Here is an 11,845-nt window from a genome sequence, read left to right on the forward strand (position 1 = left end):
GTAGAAAAGCAGACAGCCCGTAGGAAGACACCCAGTTTAGCCCAATGCGAAGTGACACAGGCACCGCGTATCATCCCCCTATGACTATCTCTCCCCCCTTTTCACCCGAAGGCAACGTGCTGGTCGTCGGAGGCGGACTGGTCGGCGCCAGCCTGGCCATCGCATTGGATGCGGCGGGATGTCGCGTCACCTTGGTCGAAGCCGCCGCGCCGCGCGCCGATGCCCAGCCCAGTTACGACGAACGCAACCTCGCGTTGGCGCGCGCTACGGTGAACGGTCTGGAGGCAATCGGCGTATGGCCGCTCGCCGCGGCGCAAGCCACGCCGATCCGTCATATTCATGTAAGTCGTGCGGGCGAGTTCGGCAGTGCGAGGTTGGATGCCGCCAAACACGGCGTCGATGCGCTGGGCTGGACATTGCCGGCGCGCGAACTGGGCGCCGCGTTGTTGCGAAGGTTGGACAGCTGCCAGCGTCTGGTTCGCCTCGCGCCGGCCAGCCTTACGGGATTGACCAAGTTTGCGGACGGCTGGCGCGCCGACATCAAAACGCCCGAAGGCATGCAGCATGTCGATGCCGCCTTGTTGGTGGGTGCGGATGGAACGGAATCGTTCGTGCGCGCACAACTCGGCATCGAAGCCGATGTGCACGACTACGAACAAACGTTGTTCGTATGCACCGTGACGCCGGAACGCGACCATGCAAACCGCGCATGGGAGCGTTTTTCCGATGAAGGCCCCATCGCCATGCTGCCGCTGGCGGAACGACGCTGCGGTCTGGTGCTCACCGTTGCCTCAGATATTGGTGCAGAAGTCGCGGCATTGAACGATGCGGATTTCATCGCGTTGGCCCAACGCCGCTTCGGCTGGCGACTGGGTCGCTTGAGTCGCCCTGGCAAACGTCATCCCTATGCGATTCGCCGCGTCGCCGCACGCAGCTTGATCGCGCCGCGCGCCGTGCTGGTCGGGAATGCCGCGCAGACCGTGCATCCCATCGGCGCGCAAGGTTTCAATCTCGGCTTGCGCGATGCGTTGACCTTGTCGGAATTGATCGCTGAAACCACCGACCCCGGTTCCGGCGCACTACTGGAACGCTACGCCGCGCGCCGCGCGCCGGATCGCGAAGGCACCATGGCGATGAGCCACGATCTGGTGCGTTTCGCTTGCATGCCGCAACCCTGGCTGGCGCCTTTCCGTTCGCTCGCTCTATTGGCCTACGACCGCGTGCCGCCCTTGCAACAAGCCTTGGCCAAACGCGGCATGGGATTCCGTGGCGAGCCGCCGCGCGCCGTGTTGGAGCGTTTGCCATGAGGACTGTTCCGGCAGGACAGCGTCGCGCGCCGGCGTTGGATATCGCAGTCGTCGGCGGCGGCATGGTGGGTGCTGCGGCGGCGCTTGCGTTGAGTCGCGCCGGCTTCAATACCGCGTTGCTTGAGTCGCGCGCGCCATCGGCATGGCAACCTGAGGATGAGTTGGATCTGCGCGTGGTCGGCTTGGCGCCGTCCTCCATCGCGCTGCTGGATGAGCTCGGCGTTTGGACGTCCATTCGCGACGCGCGCGCCTGTCCCTATGCGCATATGCATGTATGGGACGCCGAAAGCGGCGCCGCCATCGATTTCGATGCGGCGAGCGAAGGCCGCGATCAACTCGGTTACATCGTCGAAAACAATCTGGTGCAGTGGACGCTGTGGCAGGCGCTGGAAGCCGCCGGCGTGCAACGGTTGTGCCCAGCCACCGTCAAAGATTTCGAGATGCGATCCGATCGCGTCATGCTGGAATTGGCAGATGACGAAAGCGTCGCCGTACGCTTGCTGGTCGCTGCCGATGGCGGTAACTCGCCGCTGCGCGAACGCGCAGGCATCGCCACGCGCGGACGCGATTACACGCAGCGCGCGGTCGTGGCGAACGTAGAAACCGAACGCGTGCATGCGCATACGTGCTGGCAGCGCTTTCTTTCTACCGGTCCGCTCGCCATGCTCCCGCTTGCGGACGGTCGCAGTTCCATCGTCTGGTCGCTGCCGGAAAGCGAAGCGCAGCGCGTGCTTGCGCTGAACGACGAGGCTTTTATGCAAGAGCTCGGCATCGCCAGCGACTTTCGCCTCGGGCGCATCACTGGCACCACGAAACGCGCAGCATTTCCCTTGAAATTGCAGCTTGCCGAGTCGTATCAGGCGGAGCGCTTCGTGCTGCTCGGCGATGCGGCCCATGTCGTGCATCCGCTGGCGGGGCAGGGCGCCAATTTGGGTTTGCGGGACGTCACCGAATTGCGCGATACCCTGGTCGCAGCGCGTGATGACGGGCGCGATTTCGCATCCGCGCACGTGTTGCGCCGTTACGCGCGCCGCCGTCGCAGCGCCGATACGCTCGATGCCTACGGATTCGACGCGCTTGCGCGCATTTACACCTGGCAAAGCGCACCTTGGGTGGCGGCGCGCGGCATGGGTGTTCGCATCGTCGATCGTTTGCTGCCATTGAAACGACGGCTGGCGTCGCACGCGGCCGGTCTATAACTACACGCCCGCTATTGCAGCGGGCGTGTTTTTTTGCTGCTTTTCATCAAACAGAGGGATCACATCATGCGTTTCGCTCGAGTGGTTTGTCTTGCGTTACTCGCCGGCGTGAGCGTTGCCGCGCAGGCCAAAATGGTGCATCGCCCAGTGGAATGGACCCTGGACGGCACGCATTTCAAAAGCGTGCTGGTGTACGACGACGCCGGCCATGCCAAACGTCCGGGTTTGGTGATGGTGCCCAATTGGTACGGCATCAACGACACGGCTGTAAAAAAAGCCGACATGATCGCGGGCAAGGATTACGTGATCCTGCTCACTGACATGTACGGCGAAAATGTCCGGCCGCAAGAAGGGCATGCCGATCAGGCGCAGGCAGCCACCAAGCCGCTGTACGGCGACCGCGCGATGATGCGCAAACGCATCGACGAAGCGCTTGCGCAATTGAAAGCGCAAGCTGCAAACGCGCCGATCGACACCACCAAGCTCGCCGCGATCGGCTTCTGCTTCGGCGGCACGGCCGTGCTCGATCTGGCGCGCAGCGGCGCAGATATCGCGGCCGTCGTGTCCTTCCACGGTGGCTTGAAGACCGATGACCCGGATCTGGCCAAGAACATCAAAGCCCGCGTGCTGGTGATGAACGGCGCCGACGACAAAGGCACCATGCCCGACGCCGACAAGTTCATGGATGAAATGCGCGCAAGCCCTGCCGATTGGCAATTCGTGGTGCTAGGCAATGCCGTGCATTGCTTCACCGAAACGGAAGAAAACTCGCCGGGCTGCAAGTACGACCCGCGAGCGGCGGCGCGCAGCTACCGGTTGATGCACGACTGGTTGCACGCAGCATTCAGCGGCACGCCCTAAGAGTCGTGCGCTGCATGGGTTGGGGCGACGTTTAGCGAAGCCCCAATCTGGCGAATGATCCGATGAACTTGAACTAGAACGTGCGCTGGACGGAGTAGTCCGCCAGCGTCGTCAACGCATCGCGGTATGACGAAGGCGGCAGCGCCGCCAATGCTTCGCGCGCCGCCCGCGCATGCCGTAGCGCACACTCGCGCGTGCGTTCGATGGCGCCGGATTCGCGAATGGCGAGAAGAATGTGATCCAGCGATTCCAGTCCGCCATGCTCGATGGCGTGGCGCATTTCGCGCGCCTGCTCAGCGCCGACGCGTTGCAGGGCGTAGATCAGCGGGAGCGTGGGCTTGCCTTCGGCGAGGTCGTCGCCGATGTTTTTGCCGAGCGTGCGCGCATCGCTGACATAGTCGAGTAAATCGTCGGCGATCTGGAACGCGTAACCAAGCTGCATGCCGTAGCGGCGCAGCGCGGCCACTTGCGTGTCGGGCAGTCCGCCCAGCAGTCCGCCCAGTTCCGTGGCGGCGGCGAACAGCACCGCGGTCTTGCGCTCGATCACCGCCAGATACGCCGCCTCGTCCACATCGGCATTGCCGATATTGAGCAGCTGCAGCACCTCGCCTTCGGCGATGGTGTTGGTGGTATCGGCCAGGATGCGCATGATGCGCATATCGTCCAGCTCCACCATCAGCTGGAAGGAACGGGAATACAGAAAATCGCCCACCAGCACACTGGCTGCATTGCCCCACAGCGCATTGGCCGTTTTGCGGCCGCGACGCAGATCCGACTCGTCCACCACGTCGTCGTGCAACAGGGTGGAGGTGTGAATGAACTCGATCACCGCCGCCAGCTTGATGTGCTTGTCGCCGCCGTAGCCAGCCGTGCGGGCCGCCAAGGCGTGCAGCATCGGCCGCAGGCGTTTGCCGCCGCCGGCGATGATGTGGTCGGCGATCTGGTTGATCAGCACCACGTCGGAGGCGAGTCGTTGCCGCACCAGGGCATCGATGCGCTGCATATCGCCTTCGGCGAGGGCGCGAACCCCAGCAAAATCGCGAGCGGGATCGATAGTCTGGAGAACGGAGGTGTTCATGCGGCTGGGGCTGGACATAGAACCCCAATTATAGAGGTCACAATCGCTTTACGTGTGATCTTGCCGGATATTTACACGCAAGCAAGCGGCGGCTGACGCGGATGCGGCCAAAAGGCCGCCGGATGCGGTCCCCGACCGTGTGTTAGCATGCTCGATCAGCCCTCATAAGGCATCGTTTTCGAGGATCTCATGGCCCGCGGCATCAACAAAGTCATCCTGGTCGGCAACCTTGGCGCGGATCCGGAAGTCCGCTACACCACCGGCGGCACCGCGGTCGCCAGCCTGAGCGTCGCGACCTCCGAGCAGTGGACCGACAAGCAAAGCGGCCAAAAGCAGGAGCGCACCGAGTGGCATCGCGTCAAGCTGTTCGGTCGCCTGGCGGAGATCGCCGGCGAATACCTCAAGAAGGGCCGTCAGGTCTATATCGAAGGTTCGCTGCGCACCGACAAATACACCGGTAAGGACGGCGTCGAGCGTTACTCCACCGACATCGTCGCCAGCGACCTGCAGATGCTGGGCGGTGGTGGCGAAGGCGGCGGCATGGGCGGCGGCGCGGGCGGTTATCGCGAACGCCAGCAGAGCAGCAGCCCGCGTCAGGGTGGCGGCGAATACGCCAGCTCGCAGCCGCGTCAGTCGGCTCCGCCGCCGGAGATGAGCAATCAGTTCGACGATGACGATATTCCGTTCTGATTTCGTCGATGCAACACGTTCGAAACAAGCCCGCCGAGATGGCGGGCTTTTTATTGCGGCGAATTTGCGCCTTCCGGCCATAGACGATGCAGCTCGTTGGCATGCAAGCGAAGGATGCGCCGCAGTTCGATAATCGCTTGTGGCGTCTCCTGCACATCGTGCCAGGACGGCACGGAAAGTTCGGAATCTGCGCCATCCAGATGCGCGCTTGCGTAAGGCACCACACCGTCGTCGGATTCGGCGAGCGGGCCGTTCGATTTATAAATGCCTACGATGGTGTGGTAGTGCACGGCAGGCGAGATCGGCAGCGTGCTGGACGCCTTGATGAAAGGGTCTTCGTTGCTGAGGTTGTCGATGCTGTTGGGGATGCGCGCCGCAGCGCCGGGTTCGGCGTTTTTGCCTTGCATCGAATCGGTGATGTTTTTGCCTTCTTCCAATAACGTCAGAGGCAGCCGGATCAAGCCACCTATCCAGCGTGCCAACTTCCATTGTGCGACCGGCGTCCCGCGGTGCGGCGCGGCAAGAAATACCGCGCGCGAAACCTGTGGCATCGGCTCGAATTGCAGATAAGGCGCAAGGCGTTGCCGCAGCGCTTTACGTTGTTCGTCCGACAAACCGGGGCGCTCGGGCACGACGCTCCACAACTTGTCGTCGCTCGATGAAACCAGCAAGCGAGCGATCACGCCGCCCATGCTGTGACCGATCACTACGATATGGTTGGATGCGGTGGCACGTCCGGAGGGGTCGAAGTGCTGCAAGGTTTCGTCGATGGCCTTGCGGATTTGCATCAAGTTGGCCGCCACCGGCGCGTTGGTGGGGTAATACACCTCCCACACTTGATACGTGTGCCGCAGTTGTTCGTCGCCCATCACTTCGTTGACGACGTTGATCCACGCTTCAGGGCTGCTGGCGAGGCCGTGCAGCATGATCACGGTGAGCCGATTTGGGTCGTAGGGCTGCATCAGCAGAACTTCGGGTTTGTTGATGCCACCACGACCGAACAGCGCACGCAGGGAATCTTTTGCGAAGCCCGACTGCGCGAGCCAGACGCCGTACGCGGCAGTGAAGTTGGCGGCTAGCGGAATGTTCTGGCTATCAAGAGAGATGCTGCTATCGATGTACGGATTTTTCGCGTACACACGGACGTCGTGCGTATCGAGCACGCTTTGCAACGTTTCGCCCGGAAATTTCAGCACGGCGGTCATCGGTACGTAATTGGATTCGCGCCACGGACCGGTGTCGGGAGGCGTCGCGCCAATTGCGACGAATTCCGAGCCGAAGCCGTCGCGGCGATACACGTTGCGCAGCCCGCTAAAGCGCAATCCTTCGGCGGGAATCAAATCGTGCGGGATATGATCGCCGGAGCCGAGATAAACATCGGAATCGGGCTTTAGCAGTTGCCATCCCGCGACGGGCGCACTTGTCCAATTCGTGCCAAGCTTGGGAAGAAGTTTGAAGAAGCTCGCCACCGCGCGTTGCGTGGCGTAGTTGTAAAAACTCAGTACTTGCGATTGGCGCGTTTCGAAGACGCGTTCGCCAGGCGCGCGCGCGGTATAGAACAAATAAGCGTAGGCGTAACGCGCCGATTGCAGGTAGGCATCGAGTGCCGTATCGCTGATGGGTTCGCCTTTGCTGGCGCGATCGATCTGGATGGCAAACGACAACCACAATTCCGAAAGCGCGGACAGGCGGCGTTCGTCATTCAATCCGTCGGAGTAGAGCAGAGTGTTGGTGCAACGAGGGAAATTTGCCGCGCATGTATCGCGATTGAGCGCCACCACATTGAGCGATTGGATGGTGCTGTCGCTCAGGGCGCGCGTACTCAGCACATCACTGCGCCGTTGCGCGGCATAGTCTTTTTGCGTCACGTGGTGAATGCCCACCATGGCGCATCCAGCGGACAGCAGCAGGGGCGTCATGGCAACGACGCGCAATATCCAGTTTGCCTTGCGGCCTTTCATCGGTTCTTCTCGGTCATGGAAGCAGGATGAGCGGTCGTTGCCGTTCTATTATCCATGCATTGGCGACGCGGAGAAGGCGAATGTGGGTACGGTCGACCTTGAACGTGCTGCCCGTTGTCGCGGCCGCGCTCTCCGGCGGCTGGGGCGCGCTGGCCATCTGGTATCAATTTCCAGGCGAAACGGCGTCGCGCTGGATCGCCAGCATTGTTTGGGCGGCTTTCGTGGTGGCGTTGATTGTGACAGCCTGGGTGCGCCGTACCGGTTTGCCCATCGGCGTTTATGCGCTCTGCTTCATGATGTTGTTGGCGTGGTGGAGCACCATCGCGCCCTCCAATCATCGAGACTGGGCGGACGATGTGGCGCGTTCAATGACGGGCGATATCGATGGGAGTCGTGTCACCTTGCACAACGTGCGCGACTTCAACTGGCGCTCGGAAACCGACTACGACATCCGGTGGGAAACACGCCAATACGATCTGGATCGTCTGTCCGGCGTCGATGTGATTCTTTCATCGTGGGGCATGCCGGGGATCGTGCATGCCTTGATGTCTTTCGGCTTCGACGACGGTTCGCGCGTGGTGCTATCGGTGGAAGTGCGCCGGCAAAGGGATAAGGATTTTTCGTCGATTGGTGGCTTTTTCAAACATTTCGAACGCACCATCGTCGCCGCAGACGAAAGCGACGTAATACGTTTGCGCACCAACGTTCGCGGCGAAACCGACCACCTCTATCACTTGCAAATGAGCAAGCAAGCGATGCGCGCGCTGTTTGTTTCCTACATACGCGAAGCCAACGAATTGACCGTGAAGCCGGCGTTCTACAACACCGCGACGTCGAACTGCGTAAGCATCGTGTACGACATGGCCAAGCAGATCGATCCGAAGTTGCCGTACGACTATCGCCTGCTGCTGACAGCGTATTTGCCCAGCTATCTCTATCAAGTCGGCGCGCTGGACAAACGTTATCCGCTCGCCGTTTTGACCGCGCAAGGCGATATCACGATGCGCGCTCGCGCCACCAAGCCGGGCGACGATTTTTCGCGAGCGATTCGAACACCGCCGGAGCCGGGACTGTAAAAGCACGAAAGCCCCGAAACGGGGCCTTCGCATACGCATCGCATCCGTTTTCAACGTTGGCTTATGGCTTGCCGCCGCTGCGGATCAAGGCCATCACTTCGTAGCTCGCGCCCATGGTGTGATAGTCGACTTTGCCGGCGGGGCTTTTCTCACCGCTGTACTTTTTGTTGTCCTGCGTGAGGATGCGATACCACGCGCCGTAGGTGTGATCGACAAAGTGATCCCACGAGTAGGCCCACAAGTTGCCGTACCACTCGTCGTATTTCGCATCGCCCGTGCGTGCGTGCAACAACGCAGCGGCGGCCAGCGATTCGGCCTGCACCCAGAAATATTTATCGCCGTCGCACACCGTGCCGTCCGGCGCGAAGCCGTAGCACATGCCGCCGTTGACCGAATCCCACGAATATTTGAGCGCGGTATCGAACAAATGCTGCGCCGTCGGCAGAATCCACGTTTCCTCGCGCCCGCGTTCAAGCAGCAGCGGTTCGAGGATCATCAACAGCTTCGCCCACTCGGTTTGATGACCGGGCTGGAAACCCCACGGGCGGAACAAATGCTTGGGATCGTCGAGGTGGTAATTCCAGTCGATGGTCCAATCGACGTGGTAGTGCTCCCACACCAGACCGTTGCCGAGCTTGGCCTGGCGTTGCGTCATGGTTTGCGCAAGCGTCAGCGCGCGCTCGAGATAACGCGGTTCGTCACTGGCCTGATACGCAGCGAGCATCGCCTCGCACATATGCATGTTGGCGTTTTGCCCGCGATACGTGCTGAAGTTCCACTGCGGATCAGCCTCGTCGCGATAGAGGTTTGCTTGCGCATCCCAGAAATGTTTTTCCAGCAGCTGCCACGTTTCGTCCATCCACGCCGCGGCTTCTTTGACGCCGGCCTTCAGTGCGGTGGAATAGGCGAGCAGTACGAATGCGACGCCGTAGCAATGATTGGTGCGATCTTCCGGCTTGCCGTCGCGCAGCGTCCAGGCGTATCCGCCTGTGGATGGATCGCGATGCACGTCGCGCAGATAACGCAGACCGTGATGGGCGGCGTCCAGATATTCCTGCTTGCCGAATTCGATCGCGGCCATCGCGTAGTTGAAGACGAAGCGCGTGCTGCTTACCAGATGACGATGGCTGGTGTCGTACACCGTGCCGTCGTCGCGAAAGTAATGGAAAAAGCCGCCGGTGGGATCGATGGCGCGCGGATGGTAGAACGCCATGGTTTGCGCGATGTGCTCGCGCAGAAATGATTCGGAACGAAAATCCGGATGAGCCGGCGTGGTCATGCGTAAGTCTCCATAAACTGAATGGCTTCGTCGGCGTGAGGCATCGCAGCGAACGAGCCGTGACGGGTCACCGCCACCGCGCCGCACGCGCTGGCGAAACGCAGCGCGGCGTGCAAGCGGGGCAGAGTGGCGACCCATGCGTCGAGATTGTCGGCGGTGATTTCCTGATGCTCGAATTGATAGAGCAAGCCGCCGACGAACGCGTCGCCGGCGCCAGTGCTGTCCACCATCGGCACGTTGTAGCAAGGCAATTCGCCTTGCGCATCCGGATGGAACCAACGCAAGGGATGCGGGCCGTCCGTCACGATCAGCAAGCGCGCAGTGCCGCTCCACAAGCGTTCGAGCAACGCCTCTTCGCCCTCATCCGCCAGCCAGTCGAACTCCTCGGCGCTGAGTTTCACCACATCGGCTTGCAGCAGCGCCGGCCAGACATGGGAACGCGGCTCGGAACCGCGCGGCCAAAGCGCCGGGCGCAGATTGAGATCGAAACTCACCAGCGCGCCGGCCTGTCGCGCGCGACGCATGCCCGTGAGCGTGACGTCGGCCAAGTCGGGATCGGTCATGCTGTTGGAGCAGATATGGAACACCGCAGTGTTCTCGAACGTCTGCGGACGAAAATGCTCGATGCGGAACAGCAGATCGGCGGATGGCGGACGGTAGAAGGCGAAGCTACGCTCGCCGCGTCCATCCAGGGTAACGAACGCCAAGGCGGTATTCGCCTCGCCGGTGCGCGCGACGTCGGCCGTATCCACGCCCGCCTGTTGCAGGCTGTGCATCAAGAAATCGCCGAAACGATCAAGCCCCAACATACCCGCAAAACGCGCGTGACTACCCAGTTTGGCGACCGCAACCGCCACATTGGCAGGTGCGCCGCCGGCGAAAGGAATGAAGTGACGTGCAAAGCCGTGGCCGTCGGCGCCCTCGCCGTGCATGTCAATCAATGCCTCGCCGAAGCAGAGGATGGAACGTTTCATCAAAAAACCCCAAATTGAAAACGAATTGTGATCTTTCTTCCTTGCCGCGTCGTGACGAGCGGTGCAGTGACAGGCGATCGTGCGTGGTATCGAGACCGCGGTGCGTTTCCGGTTGTGGCCGCAAACGTGCTGTTCACATCACCTCTCCCGACACGGAGAGAAAACAAATTTCTATTCCGGATTGACCGGCGCACTGCGAATATTCGAGCCGCTCCAACCGTAGAAGACGATGTACGCGTAGCACAGCAACGGCAAATAGAACGCATGCTGCACGCCGATGTGATCGGCCAGAAAACCTTGCAACTGAGGGACCACTGCGCCACCGACAATCGCCATGATCAGCAAACTCGAGGCTTTGCCAGTGAGCGGGCCCATGCGCTCGATGCCGAGCGAGAATATGGTGGGGAACATGATTGAATTGAAAAGGCCGATCGCCACGATGCTGTAAACCGCCACATCGCCGCTAGTCGATATTGTTGTCAGCAACAAGATCACGTTCACCACTGCAAAGATGCTTAGCAACTTGCGCGGCGAGAATTTCGCGAGCAACACGGAACCGAGAAAGCGGCCCAGCATCGCGCCGCCCCAATAGAGCCCCACATATTTCGCCGCGACTTGTTCCGTCATGTGACCGATCGTCGGCCCTGAAAGATAGTTCACCATGAAGCTGCCGATCGATACTTCAGCTCCGACATAGAAAAAAATGGCGAAGACGCCGAACATCACATGTGGATACCGCAACGCATCCAACAGCGTGTGATGACCGGTATCGGCCTGCTCGGTGCTTTCTTTTAGCGTCGGCAGTCGGAAGATCCATACAAACACGGCCAACAAAATCAGCACAACGGCCAGGCCGATATAAGGCGTTTGCACAGCCTGCGCTTCTTGCGTGCGATAGAGCATCTGCTGCGTGGCGGAAAGGCTGGCGATTTCAGCCGCGCTTTTAACCTGGGTAGAAAGAATGAACATGCTGCCGAACCAAGGCGCAATCGTTGTGCCCAACGAATTGAGCGCTTGCGCCAGGGTGAGTCGGCTGGAACTGGTTTTTTCGGGCCCAAGCAGCGCTACGTAAGGATTGGCCGCTACCTGCAACACTGTGATGCCTGTTGCGAGCACAAAAAACGCACCGAGAAATGCGGGATACCAGCGCAGTCCCGCCGCTGGCCAGAAACCCAGCGCGCCGATGCCGGCAATTACCAGGCCCGTCACGATGCTTTTCTTGTAACCGAGATGGGCGACCAATCGTCCGGCCGGTAACGACATCAGGAAGTAGGTACCGAAGAAGGTGAGCTGCACCAGCATCACTTGTGCGTAGCTCAGCTCGAACACCGCTTTCAAATGCGGAATCAGAATATCGTTCAAGCACGTCAGAAAGCCCCACATGAAAAACACCGTGGTAATCACGGTGAGCGCCATCGGG

At 60.8% G+C, this 11,845-nt stretch carries 10 protein-coding genes; 5 read left to right on the forward strand and 5 right to left on the reverse strand.

Annotated features, from left to right (window positions below; all coding sequences use genetic code 11):
• Positions 1-80: 80 nt before the first annotated feature.
• From ubiH to L0U79_RS06145, 3 genes are all read left to right on the forward strand, one after another.
• Positions 81-1,307 carry a 2-octaprenyl-6-methoxyphenyl hydroxylase gene (gene ubiH / locus L0U79_RS06135; RefSeq protein ID WP_233841001.1) on the forward strand — a complete coding sequence of 409 codons (1,227 nt, stop codon included), beginning with the start codon at positions 81-83 and terminating at the stop codon, positions 1,305-1,307.
• The gene (locus L0U79_RS06140) at positions 1,304-2,506 is read left to right on the forward strand and encodes a UbiH/UbiF/VisC/COQ6 family ubiquinone biosynthesis hydroxylase (protein WP_233841002.1); all 1,203 of its coding nucleotides are present in this window, start codon (positions 1,304-1,306) and stop codon (positions 2,504-2,506) included. Before ubiH ends, L0U79_RS06140 begins: the two co-directional genes overlap by 4 nt.
• Positions 2,507-2,572: 66 nt before the next feature.
• Entirely contained in the window at positions 2,573-3,367 is a 795-nt protein-coding gene (locus L0U79_RS06145; protein WP_233841003.1) for a dienelactone hydrolase family protein, read from the forward strand.
• 73 nt (positions 3,368-3,440) lie between these two features.
• Here the strand turns inward: L0U79_RS06145 and L0U79_RS06150 are convergent, their stop codons facing one another.
• The gene (locus tag L0U79_RS06150; protein ID WP_233841004.1) at positions 3,441-4,445 is read right to left on the reverse strand and encodes a polyprenyl synthetase family protein; all 1,005 of its coding nucleotides are present in this window, start codon (positions 4,443-4,445) and stop codon (positions 3,441-3,443) included.
• Between the two features lie 189 nt (positions 4,446-4,634).
• On the opposite strand from L0U79_RS06150, the gene ssb reads away from it, so the two are divergent.
• Positions 4,635-5,135, forward strand: a complete 501-nt coding sequence (gene ssb / locus L0U79_RS06155) for a single-stranded DNA-binding protein (RefSeq protein ID WP_233841005.1) — start codon at positions 4,635-4,637, stop codon at positions 5,133-5,135.
• 50 nt (positions 5,136-5,185) lie between these two features.
• Here ssb and L0U79_RS06160 read toward each other — a convergent pair whose 3' ends face one another.
• Positions 5,186-7,096, reverse strand: a complete 1,911-nt coding sequence (locus L0U79_RS06160) for an alpha/beta fold hydrolase (RefSeq protein WP_233841006.1) — start codon at positions 7,094-7,096, stop codon at positions 5,186-5,188.
• Between the two features lie 80 nt (positions 7,097-7,176).
• Here L0U79_RS06160 and L0U79_RS06165 point away from each other — a divergent pair, with 80 nt between their 5' ends.
• Positions 7,177-8,172, forward strand: coding sequence for a DUF4105 domain-containing protein (locus tag L0U79_RS06165; protein ID WP_233841007.1), 996 nt, complete (start codon positions 7,177-7,179; stop codon positions 8,170-8,172).
• A 61-nt stretch (positions 8,173-8,233) separates the two neighbouring features.
• Here the strand turns inward: L0U79_RS06165 and L0U79_RS06170 are convergent, their stop codons facing one another.
• The 3 genes from L0U79_RS06170 to fucP form a co-directional block, all read right to left on the reverse strand.
• Positions 8,234-9,451, reverse strand: a complete 1,218-nt coding sequence (locus L0U79_RS06170; protein WP_233841008.1) for an AGE family epimerase/isomerase — start codon at positions 9,449-9,451, stop codon at positions 8,234-8,236.
• Complete coding sequence (locus L0U79_RS06175; RefSeq protein WP_233841009.1) at positions 9,448-10,425, reverse strand: carbohydrate kinase; 978 nt, start codon at positions 10,423-10,425, stop codon at positions 9,448-9,450. Before L0U79_RS06175 ends, L0U79_RS06170 begins: the two co-directional genes overlap by 4 nt.
• Before the next feature lie 171 nt (positions 10,426-10,596).
• Complete coding sequence (gene fucP / locus L0U79_RS06180; RefSeq protein ID WP_233843842.1) at positions 10,597-11,841, reverse strand: L-fucose:H+ symporter permease; 1,245 nt, start codon at positions 11,839-11,841, stop codon at positions 10,597-10,599.
• Between the last annotated feature and the right edge of the window lie 4 nt (positions 11,842-11,845).

Source organism: Dyella sp. 2HG41-7, assembly GCF_021390675.1.
Lineage (GTDB): Bacteria > Pseudomonadota > Gammaproteobacteria > Xanthomonadales > Rhodanobacteraceae > Dyella_B.

Excerpts from the sequence above, each read along its gene's own strand:
- ubiH (WP_233841001.1), top strand. The coding sequence starts at position 81 with ATGACTATCTCTCCCCCCTTTTCACCCGAAGGCAACGTGCTGGTCGTC.
- L0U79_RS06140 (WP_233841002.1), top strand. The coding sequence starts at position 1,304 with ATGAGGACTGTTCCGGCAGGACAGCGTCGCGCGCCGGCGTTGGATATC.
- L0U79_RS06145 (WP_233841003.1), top strand. The coding sequence starts at position 2,573 with ATGCGTTTCGCTCGAGTGGTTTGTCTTGCGTTACTCGCCGGCGTGAGC.
- L0U79_RS06150 (WP_233841004.1), bottom strand. The coding sequence starts at position 4,445 with ATGAACACCTCCGTTCTCCAGACTATCGATCCCGCTCGCGATTTTGCT.
- ssb (WP_233841005.1), top strand. The coding sequence starts at position 4,635 with ATGGCCCGCGGCATCAACAAAGTCATCCTGGTCGGCAACCTTGGCGCG.
- L0U79_RS06160 (WP_233841006.1), bottom strand. The coding sequence starts at position 7,096 with ATGAAAGGCCGCAAGGCAAACTGGATATTGCGCGTCGTTGCCATGACG.
- L0U79_RS06165 (WP_233841007.1), top strand. The coding sequence starts at position 7,177 with ATGTGGGTACGGTCGACCTTGAACGTGCTGCCCGTTGTCGCGGCCGCG.
- L0U79_RS06170 (WP_233841008.1), bottom strand. The coding sequence starts at position 9,451 with ATGACCACGCCGGCTCATCCGGATTTTCGTTCCGAATCATTTCTGCGC.
- L0U79_RS06175 (WP_233841009.1), bottom strand. The coding sequence starts at position 10,425 with ATGAAACGTTCCATCCTCTGCTTCGGCGAGGCATTGATTGACATGCAC.
- fucP (WP_233843842.1), bottom strand. The coding sequence starts at position 11,841 with ATGGCGCTCACCGTGATTACCACGGTGTTTTTCATGTGGGGCTTTCTG.